The 19,633-nt window shown below is 72.7% G+C and carries 15 protein-coding genes and 2 pseudogenes; 15 read left to right on the top strand and 2 right to left on the bottom strand.

The window, feature by feature from the left end:
- Positions 1-92: 92 nt before the first annotated feature.
- The 8 genes from glpD (at position 93) to glpK (ending at position 9,304) form a co-directional block, all read left to right on the top strand.
- Positions 93-1,631: a glycerol-3-phosphate dehydrogenase gene (glpD, locus tag BLW17_RS06710; RefSeq protein WP_036734183.1), complete on the top strand. Its 1,539-nt coding sequence runs from the start codon at positions 93-95 to the stop codon at positions 1,629-1,631.
- Complete coding sequence (locus tag BLW17_RS06705) at positions 1,628-2,698, top strand: ABC transporter ATP-binding protein (RefSeq protein ID WP_036710264.1); 1,071 nt, start codon at positions 1,628-1,630, stop codon at positions 2,696-2,698. Before glpD ends, BLW17_RS06705 begins: the two co-directional genes overlap by 4 nt.
- Before the next feature lie 15 nt (positions 2,699-2,713).
- Positions 2,714-3,805, top strand: coding sequence for an ABC transporter ATP-binding protein (locus BLW17_RS06700; RefSeq protein ID WP_036710267.1), 1,092 nt, complete (start codon positions 2,714-2,716; stop codon positions 3,803-3,805).
- Complete coding sequence (locus tag BLW17_RS06695; protein WP_036710269.1) at positions 3,805-4,674, top strand: carbohydrate ABC transporter permease; 870 nt, start codon at positions 3,805-3,807, stop codon at positions 4,672-4,674. Before BLW17_RS06700 ends, BLW17_RS06695 begins: the two co-directional genes overlap by 1 nt.
- Complete coding sequence (locus BLW17_RS06690; RefSeq protein ID WP_036734185.1) at positions 4,671-5,486, top strand: carbohydrate ABC transporter permease; 816 nt, start codon at positions 4,671-4,673, stop codon at positions 5,484-5,486. Before BLW17_RS06695 ends, BLW17_RS06690 begins: the two co-directional genes overlap by 4 nt.
- Positions 5,486-5,944: a DUF2160 domain-containing protein gene (locus BLW17_RS06685; protein WP_231572797.1), complete on the top strand. Its 459-nt coding sequence runs from the start codon at positions 5,486-5,488 to the stop codon at positions 5,942-5,944. Before BLW17_RS06690 ends, BLW17_RS06685 begins: the two co-directional genes overlap by 1 nt.
- 38 nt (positions 5,945-5,982) lie before the next feature.
- Positions 5,983-7,698 carry an ABC transporter substrate-binding protein gene (locus tag BLW17_RS06680; protein WP_036734187.1) on the top strand — a complete coding sequence of 572 codons (1,716 nt, stop codon included), beginning with the start codon at positions 5,983-5,985 and terminating at the stop codon, positions 7,696-7,698.
- 136 nt (positions 7,699-7,834) lie between these two features.
- Positions 7,835-9,304, top strand: coding sequence for a glycerol kinase GlpK (gene glpK, locus BLW17_RS06675; RefSeq protein ID WP_036734190.1), 1,470 nt, complete (start codon positions 7,835-7,837; stop codon positions 9,302-9,304).
- 7 nt (positions 9,305-9,311) lie between these two features.
- Here glpK and BLW17_RS06670 read toward each other — a convergent pair whose 3' ends face one another.
- Positions 9,312-10,766, bottom strand: coding sequence for a histidine kinase dimerization/phospho-acceptor domain-containing protein (locus tag BLW17_RS06670; protein WP_052176445.1), 1,455 nt, complete (start codon positions 10,764-10,766; stop codon positions 9,312-9,314).
- A complete protein-coding gene (locus BLW17_RS06665) occupies positions 10,763-11,422 on the bottom strand; it encodes a response regulator transcription factor (protein WP_036734192.1) in 660 nt (219 codons plus the stop codon). The genes BLW17_RS06670 and BLW17_RS06665 overlap by 4 nt, the downstream gene beginning before the upstream one ends.
- A gap of 148 nt (positions 11,423-11,570) precedes the next feature.
- On the opposite strand from BLW17_RS06665, the gene BLW17_RS17750 reads away from it, so the two are divergent.
- The 7 genes and pseudogenes from BLW17_RS17750 to BLW17_RS17745 form a co-directional block, all read left to right on the top strand.
- Positions 11,571-11,936: a hypothetical protein gene (locus BLW17_RS17750; protein ID WP_052176446.1), complete on the top strand. Its 366-nt coding sequence runs from the start codon at positions 11,571-11,573 to the stop codon at positions 11,934-11,936.
- Positions 11,937-11,947: 11 nt separating this feature from the next.
- Complete coding sequence (locus BLW17_RS06655; protein WP_074826347.1) at positions 11,948-12,421, top strand: DUF2271 domain-containing protein; 474 nt, start codon at positions 11,948-11,950, stop codon at positions 12,419-12,421.
- 84 nt (positions 12,422-12,505) lie between these two features.
- Positions 12,506-14,665 carry a PepSY domain-containing protein gene (locus tag BLW17_RS06650; RefSeq protein WP_074826343.1) on the top strand — a complete coding sequence of 720 codons (2,160 nt, stop codon included), beginning with the start codon at positions 12,506-12,508 and terminating at the stop codon, positions 14,663-14,665.
- Positions 14,646-15,521 (top strand): FAD:protein FMN transferase, encoded by an 876-nt coding sequence (locus BLW17_RS06645; RefSeq protein ID WP_036736710.1) that lies wholly within the window; start codon positions 14,646-14,648, stop codon positions 15,519-15,521. Before BLW17_RS06650 ends, BLW17_RS06645 begins: the two co-directional genes overlap by 20 nt.
- Before the next feature lie 358 nt (positions 15,522-15,879).
- A complete protein-coding gene (locus tag BLW17_RS06640; RefSeq protein WP_231572853.1) occupies positions 15,880-16,593 on the top strand; it encodes a hypothetical protein in 714 nt (237 codons plus the stop codon).
- A pseudogene (locus BLW17_RS18875) lies at positions 16,508-16,903 on the top strand (Y-family DNA polymerase); the annotation flags it as partial. The gene BLW17_RS06640 and the pseudogene BLW17_RS18875, both read left to right, overlap by 86 nt.
- Positions 16,904-19,318: 2,415 nt before the next feature.
- Positions 19,319-19,633: pseudogene (locus BLW17_RS17745) on the top strand (DUF6504 family protein); the annotation flags it as partial.

Raw genomic sequence — 19,633 nt, 5'->3', positions numbered from 1 at the left:
AAACGACAAATATCGCGCGAAAGCGAAAATAGGTTTTGACAGCGCACACGCGGATATGATCGTTTGTGCCACGCTTCAGAGGCGCGAGACGGATGGCTGAAACCACGGACCTGTTCATCATCGGCGGCGGCATCAACGGCTGCGGGATCGCCCGCGACGCCGCCGGGCGCGGCCTGTCGGTGCGGCTGGCCGAGCAGGGCGACCTCGCCCAGGCGACCTCGTCGTCCTCGACCAAGCTCTTCCACGGCGGGCTGCGCTATCTCGAGTTCCTCGAGTTCCGGCTGGTGCGCGAGGCGCTGCGCGAGCGCGAGGTGCTGCTGCGAGCAATGCCCCACATTAGCTGGCCGATGCGCTTCGTGCTGCCGCTCGACCCCGAGATGCGGTTCGAGGGTGGCACCCCGGTCTCGCGCATGGTGCCGTTCCTGCGCGGCCGCCGGCCGGCGGCGATGATCCGGGCGGGGCTGTTTCTCTATGACCACCTCGGCAGCCGCGCGATCCTGCCCGGCACCTCGTCGCTGGACCTGACCCGCGGCCCCGAGGGCGCGCCGCTGCAGCCGCGGCTGCGCCGGGCCTATGAATATTCCGACTGCTGGGTGGACGACGCCCGGCTGGTGGTGCTGAACGCCCGCGACGCGGCCGCACGCGGTGCCGACATCCTGACCCGCGCCCGGGTGACCGAGGCGCGGCGCGAGGGCGAGCTGTGGGCCGTGCGCCTGGCCGACGGACGCAGCTTCCGCGCCCGCGCGCTCGTCAACGCCGCCGGCCCGTGGGTCGGCAAGGTCATCGCCGACGTGGCCCACATCGTCACGCCCGAGCGCATCCGCCTCGTGCGCGGCAGCCACATCGTGACCCGGCGCCTCTTCGACCACGACAAGGCCTATTTCTTCCAGGGGCCGGACGGGCGGATCGTCTTTGCGATCCCCTATGAGACCGACTTCACCCTGATCGGCACCACCGACGTGGACCACCAGGGCGCCCCGGGCGAGGCGGTCTGCACCCCGGCCGAGATCGACTATCTCTGCACCTTCGCCTCGCGCTATTTCCGCCAGCCGGTGACGCCGGCGGATGTCGTCTGGACCTATTCCGGCGTGCGCCCCCTCTATGACGACGGGGTGTCCTCGGCCACCGCCGCGACCCGCGACTATGTGCTGTCGCTGGACCGCAAGGGGGCGCCCTGCCTCAACGTCTTCGGCGGCAAGATCACCACCTATCGCCGGCTCGCCGAGGCGGCGATGGGCAAGCTCGGGCCGCTGCTGCCCGGGACCGGGGCGGACTGGACCGCGGGCGTGGCGCTGCCGGGCGGGGATTTCCCCGTCGACGGCGTGCAGGCGCAGGTCGAGGCGCTGCGTGGCGCGCATCCCTTCCTGACGCCCCGTTGGGCGTTGCGGCTGGTGCGCGCCTACGGCACCGAGGCGCGGGTGATGCTGGACGGCGCGCGGACCGCGGCCGACCTTGGGCGCGACTTCGGCGCGACGTTGACCGAACGGGAACTGGACTGGATGATGACGCGGGAATGGGCGCGCGAGGCCGAGGATGCGCTCTGGCGCCGTTCGAAACTGGGGTTGAGGATGACCGCCGACGAGGTTGCCGAGGTCGGCCGCCACATGAGCCGCGCGAGGGTCGCGGCATGACGCTGGAACTTGCGGGGATCGGCAAGGAGGTCGGAGGCCAGGTCTGGATCCATCCGACCGACCTGACGCTCGCGCCCGGGACCATGAACGTGCTGCTCGGGCCGACGCTCTCGGGCAAGACCACGCTGATGCGGCTGATGGCGGGGCTCGACCAGCCCACCCACGGCCGGGTGCTGTGGCAGGGCCGCGACGTGACCGGCGAGCGGGTGCAGGACCGCGGCGTGGCGATGGTCTATCAGCAGTTCATCAACTACCCGGCGATGAGCGTCTACGATAACGTCGCCTCGCCGCTGCGCCTCAAGGGCGTGCCGCGGGCCGAGATCGACCGCCGGGTGCGCGAGACGGCCGAGCTGATGCGGCTGACGCCCTATCTGGCGCGCAAGCCGCTCGAGCTGTCGGGCGGCCAGCAGCAGCGCACGGCGCTGGCCCGGGCGCTGGTCAAGGACGCTGGGCTGGTGCTGCTGGACGAGCCGCTGGCCAACCTCGACTACAAGCTGCGCGAAGAGCTGCGGGCCGAGATCCCGCGCATCTTCGCCGAAAGCGGCGCGATCTTCGTCTATGCGACGACCGAGCCTGAAGAGGCGCTGCTGCTCGGCGGCAACACCGCGACCATGTGGGAGGGGCGGATCACCCAGTTCGGCCCCACGCCCGAGGTCTATCGCGCCCCCCGCGACGCCACGACCGCGCGGGTGTTCTCGGACCCGCCGATGAACTTCAAGTCGATCGAGGTGCGCGGCGGCCAGGCGGTGCTGGACGGCGCGGGTTTCGCGGTCGCGGGCCTCCCCGACGGGCGCTACGCCGCGGGCTTCCGGCCCGGGCACCTGCGGCTGGCGCAGGGGCCGGGGGCGATCCCGCTGCTCGCGCGGCTCGACGTGACCGAGATCACCGGGGCCGAGACCTACCTGCACCTGACCCACGGCCAGGACCGCTGGGTGGGGCTGGTCGAGGGGGTCCGCGACCTGCCCGCGGGCGAGCCGCTGACCGTCTGGCTCGACCCCGCCCATGTCTATCTGTTCGACGCCCAAGGGCGGCTGGCGCGTCCGGCCCCCTACGCGGCCGCGGCGTAAGAGAGGGGAGCCCGCATGGCCCGCATCACGCTGGACGACCTCGCCCACAGCTACAACCCCGCGCCGCGCTCGGACGCGGACTACGCGCTGAAGCCGATGACCATGACCTGGCGCGACGGCGGCGCCTATGCGCTGCTCGGCTCGTCGGGCTGCGGCAAGACCACGCTGCTCAACATCATCTCGGGGCTGGTGACGCCGTCGCGGGGCCGGGTGCTGTTCGACGACCGCGACGTGACCCGCAGCCCCACCGCCGCGCGCAACATCGCCCAGGTGTTCCAGTTCCCGGTCGTCTACGACACCATGACGGTGCGCGAGAACCTCGCCTTCCCGCTGCGCAACCGCGGCGTCCCGGCGGCCGAGATCGCCGCCCGCGTGGCCGAGATCGCCCGCATGATCGGGATGGAGGCCGAGCTCGATCACCGCGCCCGCGGGCTGACGGCGGATGCCAAGCAGAAGATCAGCCTTGGCCGCGGCATGGTGCGGCAGGACGTGAACGCGATCCTCTTCGACGAGCCGCTGACCGTGATCGACCCGCAGATGAAATGGGAGCTGCGGACCCAGCTCAAGGCGCTGCACCGCGACTTCGGCCACACGATGATCTACGTGACCCACGACCAGACCGAGGCGCTCACCTTCGCCGACGAGGTGGTGGTGATGTCCGAGGGCCGGGTCGTGCAGGCGGGCACCCCGCAGGCGCTCTTCGAGACACCGGCCCACACCTTCGTCGGCCATTTCATCGGCTCACCGGGCATGAACCTGCTCGACGCGCAGGTCGAGGGGGCGACGGCCCATGTCGCGGGCGCCGCCGTGCCGCTGGGCGCGGCCTATGCGCCGGGCGCGGGCCGGGTGCAGATCGGCATCCGCCCCGACGCCGCCCATCTTGCCACCGCGGGCGCGGGCCTGCCGTTCCGCATCGAGCGGATCGAGGACGCCGGCCGCCACCGTATCGTGCGCGGACGGGTCGGCGCGGCCGCCTTCAACCTGACCGTGCCCGAGGGTGAGCCGATCCCCGCGGGCGCCGACCGCGTGGTGCTGGACCCCGCCCGGATCGGGGTCTTCGTCGATGACTGGCGCATTGCGCCCCTGACCCAAGCGAGCGCCGCCTGATGGACAAGCCCGTCAACAACCGCGCCTGGTTCCTCGTCCTGCCGGTCCTCGTCCTGGTCGCCTTTTCGGCGGTGATCCCGCTGATGACGGTGGTGAACTATTCGGTGCAGGACACCTTCGGCAACAACCAGTTCTTCTGGAACGGCCTCGGCTGGTTCCAGGAGGTGCTGGCGAGCGACCGCATCCGGGCCGCCCTCGGCCGGCAGATCCTGTTCTCGGCCATCATCCTCGTGATCGAGATCCCGCTCGGCATCTTCATCGCGCTGAACATGCCGAAGAAGGGCTTCTGGGCCTCGGTCTGCCTCGTCCTCATGGCGCTGCCGCTGCTCATTCCGTGGAACGTCGTCGGCACCATCTGGCAGGTGTTCGGCCGCGTGGACATCGGCCTTCTGGGCCGCACGCTGGCGGCGCTGGGGATCGACTACAACTACGTCAGCGACGCCTTCGACGCCTGGGCCACGATCATCGTCATGGACGTGTGGCACTGGACGAGCCTCGTGGCGCTGCTCTGCTATGCCGGGCTGCAGTCCATCCCGCAGGCCTTCTACCAGGCCGCCGAGATCGACCAGGCGAGCCGCTGGAGCGTCTTCCGCTACATCGAGCTGCCCAAGATGCGGGGCGTGCTGCTGATCGCGGTGCTGCTGCGCTTCATGGACAGCTTCATGATCTACACCGAACCGTTCGTCGTGACCGGCGGCGGACCCGGCAACGCCACCACCTTCCTGTCGATCGACCTGGTCAAGATGGCCGTGGGGCAGTTCGACCTCGGCCCGGCGGCGGCGTTCAGCCTGATCTACTTCCTCGTGATCCTGCTGATTTCCTGGGTCTTCTACACCGTCATGACCGCCGAGAACGAGGCCCCGAGATGAGCACCCGCTCCCCCCGCTATGGCGCGGCTGTCGTGATGACGCTGTACCTGCTGTTCCTGCTGATCCCGATCTACTGGCTCGTGAACATGAGCTTCAAGACGAACACCGAGATCACCGGCAGCTTCACCCTGTTCCCGCACGCGCCGACGCTGGCCAACTATCGGACCATCCTGACGGATGCGAGCTGGTACATGGGCTACGTCAACTCGCTGACCTACGTGCTGATGAACACCGCGATCTCGATCGGGGTGGCGCTGCCGGCGGCCTATGCCTTCTCGCGCTACCGCTTCCTCGGCGACAAGCACCTGTTCTTCTGGCTGCTGTCGAACCGGATGGCGCCGGCTGCGGTCTTCGCGCTGCCGTTCTTCCAGCTCTATTCGGCGGTAGGGCTCTTCGACACCCACATCGCGGTGGCGCTGGCGCACTGCCTCTTCAACGTGCCGCTGGCGGTCTGGATCCTCGAGGGCTTCATGTCCGGCGTCCCGCGCGAGATCGACGAGACGGCCTATATCGACGGCTATTCCTTCCCGCGCTTCTTCACCCGCATCTTCGTGCCGCTGATCGCGAGCGGCATCGGGGTCGCCGCGTTCTTCTGCTTCATGTTCTCGTGGGTCGAGCTGCTGCTCTCGCGCACCCTGACCAGCGTCAACGCCAAGCCGATCGCGGCCACCATGACCCGGACCGTCTCGGCCTCGGGGATGGACTGGGGGGTGCTGGCGGCGGCGGGGGTGCTGACGATCCTGCCCGGCGCGCTCGTGATCTGGTTCGTGCGCAACTACATTGCCAAGGGCTTTGCCCTGGGGAGGGTGTGATGGCCCTGACGCCTGTTCCCGAAGCCGCCGCCCCCAAGTCCGCGCCCGTGCCGCGGTCGCGTTCCGGGGCCGTGATGGCGGGGTTCGCCGCCGCCGCCGCGCTGATGCTCGCCGTGCTCGCATGGCTTGTCACCCTCGTGCCGGTCGAGGACGGGGTGCGCGACTGGACCGCCTCGCTCTCGCCGGGCAACTGGATGGCGTGGACCTTTCCGACCGCGCTCTTCTACTGGATCATCGCGGCGCTGCTGCTGACGCTGATCTGGCTGGCGATCCGCTTTCCCGAGACGCCGCGCCGCGGCGTGCTGGGGATCATGACGACCCGCGGCGACCGGCTGTTCATCAGCCTGCTCGGGTCGGCATTCATCAACCTTGCCTGGGTCGGGCTGGGCGCCAGCCCGGTCTGGGGCGGGCTGGTCGTTGCGATCATCTACGCCGCGGCGGTGTTCCGCTGGGTGTGACAACCGGGCCGAAAAGGGGCCCTTGAGGGAGGAAGACCATGAGACTGCACCTGACCACCGCCATCGCGCTTGCGCTGTTGGCCACCGGCGCGCAGGCCGGCATCGAGGAGGCGAAGGCCTTCCTCGACAAGGAGATCGGCGATCTCTCGACCCTGTCCCGCGCGGATCAGGAAAAGGAGATGCAGTGGTACATCGACGCGGCCAAGCCCTTCGCCGGCATGGACATCAAGGTCGTGTCCGAGACGATCACCACCCACGAATACGAATCCAAGGTGCTGGCCCCGGCCTTCACCGCCATCACCGGCATCAAGGTCACCCATGACCTGATCGGCGAGGGCGACGTGGTCGAGAAGCTGCAGACCCAGATGCAGTCGGGCGAGAACGTCTATGACGCCTATGTCAACGACAGCGACCTGATCGGCACCCACTGGCGCTATCAGCAGGCCCGCAACCTGACCGACTGGATGGCGAACGCCGGCAAGGACGTGACCTCGCCCACGCTCGACATCGACGACTTCATCGGCAAGTCCTTCACCACGGCGCCGGACGGCAACCTCTACCAGCTGCCCGACCAGCAGTTCGCCAACCTCTACTGGTTCCGCAAGGACTGGTTCGACGACCAGAAGAACAAGGACGACTTCAAGGCCAAGTACGGCTACGACCTGGGCGTCCCGGTCACCTGGTCGGCCTATGAGGACATCGCCGAGTTCTTCACCGGCCGCGAGATCGACGGCAAGAAGGTCTACGGCCATATGGACTATGGCAAGAAGGACCCCTCGCTCGGCTGGCGCTTCACCGATGCGTGGCTGTCGATGGCCGGAAACGGCGACAAGGGCATCCCGAACGGCAAGCCGGTCGACGAATGGGGCATCCGCGTGGACGAGAACGACCGTCCGGTCGGCTCGTGCGTAGCCCGCGGCGGCGACACCAACGGCCCGGCGGCGGTCTATGCGATCCAGAAGTACCTCGACTGGCTCAAGGCCTATGCGCCGCCCGCCGCGCAGGGGATGACCTTCTCGGAAAGCGGCCCGGTGCCGAGCCAGGGCGAAGTCGCCCAGCAGATGTTCACCTACACCGCCTTCACCGCCGACTTCGTCAAGGACGGCCTGCCGGTGGTGAACGAGGACGGCACGCCGAAATGGCGCTTCGCCCCCTCGCCGCACGGTGCCTACTGGAAGGACGGCATGAAGCTCGGCTACCAGGACGCCGGCTCGTGGACGCTGCTGAAGTCGACGCCCGACGACCGCGCCAAGGCCGCGTGGCTCTATGCGCAGTTCGTCACCTCGAAGACGGTGGACGTGAAGAAATCCCACGTCGGGCTGACCTTCATCCGCCAGTCGACGATCGACGACAAGTCGTTCACCGAGCGCGCGCCGAAGCTGGGCGGTCTGATCGAGTTCTACCGCTCGCCCGCCCGCCTGCAGTGGTCGCCCACGGGCACCAACGTGCCGGACTATCCGAAGCTCGCGCAGCTCTGGTGGCAGGCGATCGGCGATGCCTCGTCGGGCGCCAAGACCGCGCAGGAGGCGATGGACAGCCTGTGCGCCGAGCAGGAGAAGGTGATGGCGCGGCTCGAGAAGGCCGGGGTGCAGGGCGACATCGGCCCGAAACTGGCCGACGAGCATGACCTCGCCTACTGGAACGCCGAGGCCGTCAAGGCCGGCAACCTCGCCCCTCAGCTCAAGCTCGAGAACGAGGACCCGGCGCCCGAGACCGTCGATTACGACGAGCTGGTGAAGAGCTGGCAGAAGTAAGCCCGCGCGCCACCTGACCAACGCGAAAGGCCCGCACGCCGCGGGCCTTTCGTCACCCGTGCGGCGGCATGGACCGCACCCCCAACCCCGACCCCTCCGCGCCCCCTTCGCGCGGACCCGCAGCAGGAGGCCGCGCATGAGCATTCTCGCCATCGACCAGGGCACCACCTCGTCGCGCGCGCTGGTGCTGACCGACGATCTGCGCATCCAGTCCATCGCCCAGCACGAGATCCGCCAGCATTTCCCGAACTCGGGCTGGGTCGAGCATGACCCCGACGAGATCTGGTCCTCGACCGCCGCGGTGGCGCGCGAGGCGATCGAGAAGGCCGGAAACCCGCCCTTGGCCGCCATCGGCATCACCAACCAGCGCGAGACGACCGTGGTCTGGGACCGCCGCACCGGCCAGCCGATCCACCGCGCCATCGTCTGGCAGGACCGCCGCACCGCCGACACCTGCGCCGCCCTCAAGGCCGAGGGGCATGAGCCGCGGGTGACCGAGACGACCGGGCTGCTGCTCGACCCCTATTTCAGCGCCACCAAGATCGCATGGATTCTCGACCACGTGGACGGCGCCCGCGCCGCGGCCGAGCGGGGCGATCTGGCCTTCGGCACCGTGGACAGCTGGCTGATCTGGAGGCTGACCGACGGGCTCTGCCACCTGACCGACGCGACCAACGCCTCGCGCACCATGCTTTACGACATCCGTGCCGGGGAGTGGTCGGACGAGATGTGCGCCCTCTTCCGGGTGCCGCGCGCGATGCTGCCCGAGGTCCGCGACTGCGCGGGCAGCTTCGGCGAGGCCCGCCCGGACCTCTTCGGCCGCGCCGTGCCGATCATGGGCGTGGCCGGCGACCAGCAGGCCGCGACCGTGGGGCAGGCGTGCTTCGATCCCGGCATGACCAAGGCCACCTATGGCACCGGCTGCTTTGCGCTGCTCAACACCGGCGACCGGCCGGTGTGGTCGCAGAACCGGCTGCTCACCACCATCGCCTATCGCCTGAACGGGCGGCCGACCTATGCGCTCGAAGGGTCGATCTTTGTCGCCGGCGCCGTCGTCCAGTGGCTGCGCGACGGGCTGGGCGTGATCGCCAGCGCCGACGAGACGCAGGCGCTGGCCGAGCGCGCCGACCCCGCGCAGGATCTGGTGCTGGTCCCCGCCTTCACCGGCCTCGGCGCGCCGCACTGGCGGCCCGACGCGCGCGGCGCGATCTTCGGCCTCACCCGCTCGACCGGGCCGGCGGAACTTGCCCGCGCGGCGCTGCAGAGCGTCGGGCACCAGACCCGCGACCTGATCGAGGCGATGCGCGCCGACGGCGCCACGGTCGAAAGCGCGGTGTTGCGGGTCGATGGCGGCATGACCCGCAGCGACTGGACGATGCAGTTCCTGGCCGACATCCTCGGCGTGCCGGTGGACCGGCCGCGGATCACCGAGACGACGGCGCTCGGCGCGGCCTACCTGGCCGGGCTCGGGGCCGGGCTCTGCCCGGAGCCCGCCGAGTTCCAGAAGGTCTGGACCCTCGACCGCCGCTTCAGCCCCCTGATGCCCGAGGATGAGCGCGCCGCCCGCCACGACCGCTGGCAGCGCGCCGTCGCCTGCACGATCTAGGCGGCATTCAGGCGGCGGCGACGGCGACCTCGGCCCGGAAGCCCCGGTCGCTGCCCGGAATGGGCGAGGCGAGGCGCAGTTCGGAGCCGATGGCCGCCGCGATCGAGGCGGCGATGGTCAGCCCCAGCCCCGAGCCGTCGGCGCGGCTGCCGCCGCGTTCGAACCGCTGGGTCAGCCGGGCGAGCGCTTCGGCCGCGACCGGCAGGGCGTCGTTCTCAACCCGCAGCACCCCCGCGGGGGTCAGCGTGACCGCGACCGGCGTGCCCGGCGCCCCGTGCCGCAGGGCATTCTCGATCAGGTTGCGCGCCAGCACCGCGAAGGCATCGGGGTCGAGGCGCGAGGCGACCGCCCCCTCGGGCAGCGTCACCGCCACGCGGCCCTCGGGCAGATCGCGCGCGATGTCGTCGGCCAGCGCCGCGAGGATCGGCACCACGTTGCCGGGCGCCGCGCGGACCACGCCGCCGCCCTCGGCGCGGGCGAGCTGCAACAGCTTTTCCGACAGCCGCGCCATCCGCTTCAGCTCGCCCTCGACCCGCATCGCCCGCTCGCGCAGCGGCCCCGCGGGCGCCTCGGCCACCAGCCGCTGGGTGTGGGCGAGTGTCGCGGCGATGGGTGTGCGCAGCTCATGCGCGGCGTTCGAGGCGAAGTCGCGCTCGGCCGCCAGCGCATCGCCCATCCGCGCCATCAGCCGGTTGGCCTGCCCGCGGATCGGCTCGAGTTCCGCCGGCAGCCCCGTGTCCGGGACCGGCGACAGATCCTGCGCCCCGCGCCGCCCCAGCGCCGCCGACAGCCCGTCGAGCGGCGCCAGCCCCCGCCGCACCAGCCACGAGATGCCCAGCAGCGCGATCGGGATCAGCGCCGCGAGCGGCAGCAGCATCAGCCCCAGCGTGGCGAACATCGCGCTGCGCCGCACCGCCAGCGGCTCGGCGGCCTGGATGATGTAGCGCCCGCCCTCGGCGCTGCGGGTGTAGACCCGGTGGTCGCGGGCCGCGCTGAACCCCTCGGGCGCGTCGGGCGGGAACACCGCGGGGTCGGCGTCGTGCGACAGTACCAGCACCGCGCCGCCCCGGTCGCGCAGCAGGTAGGTCAGGTATTCGTCATGCGGCGCCGCCTGCGAGGTGCGCGGCACCACGCGGGGGCGGTGGTCGTCGTCCTCGTCGTCCTCGTCATCCTCCTCGTCGTGGTCCCCCCCGTCGCCGCGCCGCGCGCGCCGGTCCTCGCGGTCGTGGTCGCGGCGATAGCGGTCGGCCTCGATCTCGAGGATGGCGAGCGGCAGGATGCGCTCGGCGGTCTCCTGCAGCGCGCTGTCGAAGATGCGGTCGGTGCGCGCCTTGAGCGCCAGCCCCGCGCCCCCCACCGCGGCGAGCCACGCGACGACCAGCCCCAGCGACAGCCGCAGCGCGAGGTCGCGGCGCAGGCTGGCCGGGCGGCGCGGCGCGGGCCGGGGGGGCAGGGCGCTCACGGCTGGCCGAGCCGATAGCCGACGCCGCGCACCGTCTCGACCGCCGCGGGGCCCAGCTTCTTGCGAAGCCGGCTGACGTAGACCTCGATGGTGTTGCTCTCGACCTCGGCGTCGAAGCTGTAGAGCCGCTCTTCCATCTGCGCCTTCGACAGGATCGCGCCGGGGCGGGCGAGCAGCGCCTCGAAGATCGCCCATTCGCGGCCCGAAAGGTCGATGCGCCCGCCCGGCCCGATGATCGAGCGCGCGGCGACGTCGATCGACAGCGCCCCCAGCTCGACCAGCGGGTTGGGGTTGCCGTTGTAGCGCCGCGCCACCGCGCCGATCCGGGCCGAGAGCTCCGCGAGGTCGAAGGGCTTCACGATGTAGTCGTCGGCCCCTGCGTTCAGCCCGTCGATCCGCTCGGTGATGCGGTCGCGGGCGGTCAGGATGATGACCGGGGTGGCCGAGCCCTCGGCCCTGAGCCGCCGCAGCAGCGTCAGCCCCGATCCGTCGGGCAGCATCAGGTCGAGCAGGATCAGGTCATAGGGCACCACCCGCGCCGCGTCGCCCGCGTCGGCGAGCGTCTGCACCCAGTCGGGGCTGTGACCCTCGGCCTCGAGCTGGTCGCGCACCGCCGAGCCGAGGCCGCTGTCGTCTTCGATGAGAAGGATGCGCATCGCTGGCCCCCCGTGGTCCCGTTCCGGCCTTATCACGCGCTGGCGCGGCTGACATCCGCCTGAACGCCGCGGGCCGGGGCGTTCAGGCCGCTGTCAGCGCCGGGGGCGAGACGGGGGCATCGATCCACCCAAAGACCCGGAGGCCCAGATGCCCGACCCCACCCTTTCCCGCCGCCGCCTGCTGCTGATGGCCGCCGTCGCGGGGCTTGCCGTTCCCGCCGCCGCAGGGGCGGCCTTTGCAGCCCGCGAGGGGCGCGCCGCCGAGCCCACGGGCGATGACCCGGCGTGGCTGCGGCTGGCCGACGACGACCGCCGCCGCGGGCGCGGCCGCCACCGCGAGGACGACGACGATGACGACGAGCGCGGCGACGATGACGACGACGACGATGACGATGATGACGACGACGACTGCGACGACGACGCGGCCGGCCGCTGCGGCGCGCCCGCCCGCCCCGCAGGCCCGGCGCCCGCGCAGAACCCGCTGATCGGCGCCCCCCGCGCCGTCGTGAAGTAAGGAGACCGACGATGCAGCACTCCACCGCCCTGGCGCTCAGCCTCGCCGCGCTGATCCCCGCCACCCTCGCCCCCGCCGCCGCCGATGCGCGCGAGGTGAGCCTGTCCACCACCCTCACCAACTATGGCGGTGAGGGCGCCTATCTCGCCATCTACGTCACCGACGCGGCGGGCGCCTATCAGGGCACGCTGTGGCTTGCGGGCGGCAAGTCGAAATGGTGGCCGCACCTGGCCGACTGGCACCGGGCGACCGGTGGCGCGGTGCCGGACGGCGTGACCGGCGCCTCGGTCGGGTCGGGGCGCACGCTCGACGTGACGGTCGATCTGGCCGACGCGCTTTTTGACGCGGGCTACCAGATCCGCATCGACTGCTCGGTCGAGGACATGGGCGATGCCCCCGCCGACGTGGTGGCCGAGCTGACCTCGGCCGGCGCCGGCAAGCCCGTGCCGGGCAACGGCTACGTCCAGTCCCTGACCTACCGCTGAACCGGGCGGGCGGCGGCTACGTTGCCGCCGCCCCGCTGCCCGTGCCGTCGCCACCGCGCGGCCCTGCCTTCGAGGACACCCCCCATGCTTCGCCGCATCCACTCCCTGCCGGGCCTCGTGCTCGGCCTGCTGCTCGCGCTGATCGCGGGCTCGGGCGCCGTACTCTCTGTCCAGCCCGCGATCGAGCGCGCCGCCGCGCCCCCCCAGTCCCTGACCATCGCCGAGACCGCCGCCGCGATCACCGCCGCCGCGCCGGGCACCCAGGCGATCACCCGCAGCGCCAACGGCGTCGTGACCGCGCAGGTCCGCGATACCGCGGGCCGCCGGGTCCTGACCGTCGATCCGGCGAGCGGCGCGACCCTGCCCGAGGTGGCCGAGGGGCCGGTCATGCGCGCCGTCAAGTCGTTCCACCGCTCGTTGCTGCTCGGCGACGGCGGGCGGGCCGCGGTGGGGGTCATGGCGGCGGCGATGGCGCTGGTGCTTGGGTCGGGCCTGTGGCTGATGCTGCGGGCGCTCGGCGGCTGGCGGCGGGCGGCGGCCCCGGTCCATGCGCGCGGCGCCAAGGGGTGGCACGCGCGCATCGGCCGGGTGGCGCTCGTCGGGCTCGGGGTGTCGGCGCTGACCGGGGCGTGGCTCTCGGCCGCGACGTTCGGCCTTGCCCCGGACGGCAGCGCCGCGGTGCTGCCCCGCGCCACCGCGGCGGCCGGGGCGCCCCTGGCGCTGGCGCGGATGCCGGCGCTCGACCGTCCGCTGGCCGAGCTGCGCAGCCTGACGCTGCCCGCGCGGCCGGGCGAGATGCTGCGGCTCGAGACCGGCGCGGGGGTGGCGCTGGTCGAGCCCGCGACGGGCGCGATTGCGGCCTTCGCCCCGGTGACCTGGGGCGGGCGGGTGTGGGAGTGGGCCTATCGCCTGCACACCGGCCACGGGCTCTGGGCGCTGGGGCTGGTCCTCGGGACCGCGGCGCTGGCGGTGCCGGTGCTGGCCGCGACCGGCGCGGCGATCTGGCTTTCGCGCCGCCGCGGTGCGGTGCGGGTGCCCGGCAACGCGCCGATGGCCGAGGCCGAGCTGGTGATCCTCGTCGGCAGCGAGGGCGGCTCGACCCGGGGCTTCGCCGCGAGCCTGCACCGGGCGCTGACCGCCACGGGCGCGCGGGTGCATCTGGGCGACATGGACGCCGTGGGGCCGATGCCGCGGGCGCGGGCGCTGATCGTGATGGCCGCGACCTACGGCGACGGGGTGGCCCCCGCCTCGGCGCGGCGGTTCCTCGACCGGCTCGACGGGCTTTCGCCGCTGCCGGTCGCGGTGCTGGGCTTCGGCGACCGCGCCTTCCCCCGCTTCTGCGCCTATGCCGAGACGGTCGCGGCGGCGCTCGACGCGCGTGGCTGGCCGGCGCTGCTGCCGCTCGACCGGGTCGACGGGCAGTCGCCGGCGGCCTTTGCCGCCTGGGGCCGGGCGCTGGGCCGCGCGCTGGCGCTGCCCATCGCGCCCGAGCATCGCCCGGCGCTGCCGCGGCTGCACGGGCTGCGGCTGATCTCGCGCCGCGACTATGGCGAGGCGGTGCAGGCCCCGACCGCGATCCTGCGCTTCGCCGTGCGCCCGCGCTGGCTCGGCGGGCCGCGCTTCGAGGCCGGCGACCTGCTGGCGGTCATGGCCCCGGGGGCGAGCGCGCCGCGCTTCTACTCGCTCGCCTCGTCGGCCCGCGACGGCTTCGTCGAGATCTGCGTGCGCAAGGTGCCGGGCGGGGTCTGCTCGACCTTCCTGCACGGGTTGCAGCCGGGCGACCGCCTGCGCGGCTTCACCCGCGCCAACCCGGCCTTCCGTGCCGCGCCTGCGCCGCTGGTGATGATCTCGGCCGGCTGCGGCATCGGGCCGATGGCCGGGCTGCTGCGCCGCGCCGCGCCGGGGGCCGAGCGGGTGCTTTACTTCGGACTGCGCGATCCGGCGTCGGACTTCCTTTATGCCGAAGAGCTGGGGCGCTGGCAGGCCGAGGGCCGGCTGACCCGTCTCAGGACCGCCGTCAGCCGCGCCGCCCGGGGCGCCGAGCGCGGCCACGTCCAGCACCGGCTGCGCGAGGATGCCGCGCGGCTGCGCGACCAGATCGGCCGCGGCGCGCGGGTGCTGGTCTGCGGCAGCGTGGCGATGGGCCAGTCGGTGGCGGCCGAACTCGACGCGGCGCTGAGGCCCGCGGGGCTATCGGTCGCCGCGCTCAAGGCAGAGGGGCGCTATGTCGAGGACACCTACTGACCTCGTCACCCTCTCCGGCCCGGCGATGGGCAGCCGCTGGACCGCGCGGCTGGCCGACCCGCCCCCCGGTCTCGGCGCCGCGCTCGCCGCCGCGGTCGAGCGGGTCGAGGCCGAGGCGAGCCTCTGGCGCCCCGACAGCGACCTCTGCCGCCTCAACGCCGCCCCGGTCGGGGCGTGGGTGGCGCTGCCGGAGGGGCTGCTGGCCCTGCTCGCCCTGTCGCTCGAGATGGGGCGCGAGACGGGCGGGCTCTTCGACATCGGCATGGGCGGGCTGGCCGCGGCCTGGGGCTTCGGCGCTGCCCGCGGTGTGGTCCGGCCCGCGGCGATGTCGGCCCCGCCGCGCGCGGCGAATGCCACCGCGCAGGCGCTGGAGCTGGACCCCGCCCGCGGCCGGGCGCGCAAGCACGCCGACCTCACGCTGACGCTCGACGGGATCGCCAAGGGTCACGCGGTCGATGCGATGGCCGAGGTGGCGCGGGCGATGGGCGTCGGGCAGGCGCTGCTCGGGCTGGATGGAGAGCTGGTGGCCTTGGGCACCCGCCCCGACGGCCGCCCCTGGGGGGTGGCGGTCGAGCGCCCCGAGCCCGGCCGCCGCGCCGCCCGCGGGATGATCGAGATCGCGGGCACTGCGCTCGCCTCGTCGGGCGACTATCGGCATTTCGTCGAGGTCGGCGGGCGGCGGGTGTCGCACACGATGAACCCGCGCAGCGGGCTGCCCGCGCAGGGCGTGTCCGCGGTGACGGTGCTCGCCCACAGCTGCGCCCGGGCCGATGCCTGGGCGACGGCGCTGATGATCCTGCCGCAGGAGGCGGGGGTGCTGCTCGCGCAGGCCAAGGGGGTTGCGGCGTTGTGGTGAGGTGGGGATAGGGGGGCCGGAAGGAGAGAAGCTACGGGCGCGGGGGAGCCAAGGCGCGCTTGGCGTTTGCAGCGGGGCCTTTCGGCCTTCCCTAGCGTTCTCCATGACTTCACCGCTGGCTTTGCCCGCGGCTCCGCTTGGACCTCTCCCATGCCCTCGACCGTCACGGTGGGCCTGCCCTGAGCTTCTCCGTTCAAGCCTCTGCCTGTAGCCCTCCCTCGGCCCGACCGCGCAGGCTGCTGATCCTCTCCCGCCGAGGCCGTCCCCCTCCAATTTCATCCGCCCTCCCACGCAAAGGTTGACGAATCGACCCGCAAGGACGAGAACAAAGAAAGAACATCCGTTCCCGTTGCCATGCATGATCCCGATCACCTTTCCCCCGCAGGCCGGGCCGCGGCCGCTGCTTCCGTCCCCGCCGGCTCTGCCGACCGGCGGGGCCCTGGCCTCCGGCCAGACGCAGCCGCACGCCCCGGCGCTCACCCTGCCGACGCTGTCCGAGGCGTTCTCGGCCCATCCGCTCGATGCCGGGGCGATCGGCTTTGCGCTGGCGGCACTGCCGCCGGGGCTGGTGCTCTGGGCGCAGGACCGCATGGCGCGGCGCGAGCATGGGGTGCCCTGCCTCGCCGGGATGGGGCGGCGGCTGCTGCGGCTGGACCTCTCGCGCCCGGTGGACGTGCTGGCGGCGATGGAGGACGGGCTCTCCGCCCCCCTCGCCGCCGTGGTGGGCGAGATCCACGGCGACCCTCCGGCGCTGAGCTTCACCGCCACACGGCGGCTGGCGCTCAGGGCCGAGCGGGCGGGGCGGGTGTGCTGGCTGATCCGGCACCGCGCCTCAGCCCAGCCGAGCGCCGCGCGGCAGCGCTGGCGGATCACCAGCCTGCCCTCGGCGCCCGATCCCGACGACCCCTTCGCGCCCGGCGACCCGCGCTGGCGGGCCGAGCTCTTCCGCTGCCGCGACGGGCAGCCGGGGACCTGGGTGGTGCGCCATGACCGGGCGGCGGATCGTCTCGATTTTTCTGCCCTCGCTGGCGATGGAGCGCTGGCAGCGGGCCCATCCCGACTGGCCCGCTGACCTGCCCGTGGCGCTCTCGGCGCCGGGTCCGAAGGGGCAGGTCATCCACGACGCCAACCGCGCCGCGGCCCAGGGCGGGGTGCGGCGCGGGGCGCTGGTGACGGCCAGCACCGCGCTCTGCCCCGGGCTGCGGATCGACGAGGCCCGCCCGGCCGAGGATGCCGCGGCGCTGGCGCGGCTGGTCCACTGGGCGCGGCGCTGGGGGCCGCTCTCGGCCCCCGACGGCGCCGCGGGGATGGTGATCGACACCACCGGCGTGGCGCATCTCTTCGGGGGCGAGGCGGCGATGCTGGCCGACATCCAGGGCCGTTTCGCCTCGGCCGGGCTGACCGCGCGGGTGGCGGTGGCACCCGGCTGGGGGGCGGCCTGGGCGCTCGCGCGGTTCGGGCCCGAGCGGGCGGTCTGCCACGACCTTGCCGATCTCGACCCGCTGCCGGTCGAGGCGCTGCGGCTCTCGGCCGAGACCTGCCTGCTGCTCGGCCGGCTGGGGCTCAAGACCGTGGCGGCGCTGGCGGCGATCCCGCGGCTGTCGCTGATGCGCCGCTTCAACCGCGCCCCGCGCGAGGACGACCCGCTGATCCGGCTGGACCAGCTGCGCGGCGCGCTGGCCGAGCCGGTGGGCGCCCCCGAGCCGCCGCCGCTGTTTCAGGCCGTGGCCCGGCTGGCCGAGCCGGTGATGGACCCGCGCGACTGGCTGCCGGGCCTGACCGCCGAGGTCTGCGCGGCGATGGCGGCCCGCGACCAGGGCTGCCGGCGGCTGCGCCTGTCGGTGTTCCGCGTGGACGGCGAGCGCCGCGACGTGGTGGCCCGCTGCGCCGCCCCCTCGCGCGAGGCGGCGCATCTGCTGCGCCTCTGGGGCGACCGGCTGGACAGGCTGGACCCGGGCTACGGCTTCGACCTCATCACCCTGACGGCGCTGGCGACGGAACCGCTCGAGCCGGCGCAGCCCCGGCTGGACGCCGAGGGCCCGGACCACGCGCTGGAGCTGGCGCGGCTGGTGGACCGGCTGACGGCGCGCTTCGGCCCCGGTCCGATCAGCTGCCCCGTCGCCCGCGAAAGCCACATCCCCGAGCGCGCCGAGGGGCCCGGGGGGGTGCTGGAGGTCGGCGGGGGGGCGGGGGCGGGGAGGGGGAGGAAGACGGGGGTTGTGGCGCGCACGCCGCGGTGCGTTGATGGAGCACCACGGCTGGTGGCGCAGAACGGAAGGGTCGGGGAGGCTCAAGCCGTGACGGGTGGCGGCGTGGAGAAGGTGCCGTCCGATACTGCGCGAGAGACAAGGGGGAGGGCGAAGCGCGAGGAAGGCTGCGAGTTGCTCCGAGACCGCCCCTCGCCAACGATCGTGCGCGGCGGGCAGGCTGAAGCCGGGTTGGGGCAATGGCCGACGGCGCTGGGGGGCATCGGGGCGGCTCTGCGCGTGGTGCCAAGCGGGGCCCAGCCGGTGTCATCCGACACGACGCGAGAGACAGCGGGACAGGCGAAAGGCGAGGAAGGCTGTGAGCCAATCCGTGATGGCGCCTCTCAGGCCATGGTGCGCGGTGGTCAAGCTGAAGTCACGATCGCAAGGTGGCTTGCGGCTCAGGAAGTAACCCTCAGGGCTGCTCAACCCGTGCCCGGCAAGGCGCAGCTGGTGTCGTCCGATGCGGTGCGACAGTCAGAAAGTCACACAAAGGGCGAGGAAGGCTGTGAGGCCGTTCGGAGCTTCCCTTTTCAGGTCATGGCGCGTGGCGGGCAGGCCGAAGCCCGGTTGGCACTAGGGCGGGCGGTACAGGGGTTAACTGCCGGGGTCGTCCAACCCCTGCCCGGCAAGGCGCAGCAGGTGTCGTCCGATGCGGCGCGACAGGCAGAAAGTCGGGCGAATGGCGAGGAAGCAAATCAGGCCATCCGGGATGGCGCCTTTCAGGTTATCGTGCGCGAAGGGCAGGCCGAAGTCCGTTTGGCGAAAGGGCCGGCGGAGCAGCGGGTGACCGCAGGCGCGGTCCAACCCGTGCCCAGCAAGGCGCAGCGGGCGTCGTCCCATGCGGTGCGTGAGGCAGGAGGGCAGGCGAAGGAGGAGGGAGCGAACGGAGCCATTCGGAGATTCCCCTTTCAGCTCATCGGGCGCGATGGGCAGGCCGAAGTCCGGTTGGTGCAAGGGCCGGCGGCGCAGGGGGTCACCGTAGATGTGGTTCAACCTTTTCCCGGCACCGCACAGAAGGTGTCGTCCGATACGGCGCCAGAGGCAGAAAGCCCGGCGAAGGGCGAAGAAGCAAGCGAGGCTTTCCGAGACGGCTCCTCGCCCGTGATCGCGGGGAGGGGGCAGGCGGATGTCCGAGTGGTTCACGCTTCAGCCGCGCGTTCGGAGCGTTTTTTGGTTTGCTCTCCCGCCCGCCCGAGCGGCCTGCGTTCGGTCCCCCGGCCGAAGGTCGAATCCGACGGGGCGCCGTCACCTGCCTGCAAGAACACCCCTTGCCCGCCCGGCCCCCGCCAGGCGACCTCTCCTGGCGCGGTTCGGGGCGCTCCCCAGACCGACCCGTGCCCCGCCTCCCGAGCGGAGGGCAACCCCAGCCCCGAACCGGCGCTGCCGACGGGCAGGTCGTCGGACCCGGCGGCCGATCCCGCCTCACCCTTGCGCTCTGTCACCCGCGCCCCGGCCCCCGCACGCCCCGACCCCTCCCCCGCGCGCCCGGCCCCCACCCTCGCGGCCGTCGCTCCCCCCCTCATCCCGGCGGCGGCCTCTCCGCCCCTCTCCGCCCCGCCGCTCCTCTCGCCGCGTCCCATCCGCCTCTTCGACCCGCCCGAGGAGATCCGCGTCCTCTACGCCGTCCCGGACGGCCCGCCCGCGCAGTTCGTCTGGCGCCGCCAGATCCTGCGCGCGGCCCGCTTTGCCGGGCCCGAGCGCATCGCGCCCGAGTGGTGGCGCGACCGGCCGGGGGTGCGGCTGCGCGACTATTTCCGCATCGAGGACGAGCACGGCCGCCGGCTCTGGATCTTCCGCGAGGGGATGGCGGGTGACGGCCGCGGCGGCGCGCCGCGGTGGTTCCTGCACGGGGTGTTCGCCTGA

The sequence above is a fragment of the Paracoccus sanguinis genome, assembly GCF_900106665.1.
Taxonomy (GTDB): Bacteria; Pseudomonadota; Alphaproteobacteria; order Rhodobacterales; family Rhodobacteraceae; genus Paracoccus; species Paracoccus panacisoli.
Note: the sequence above shows the minus strand (reverse complement) of the source record. Positions and strands in the feature narration are given on the sequence as shown.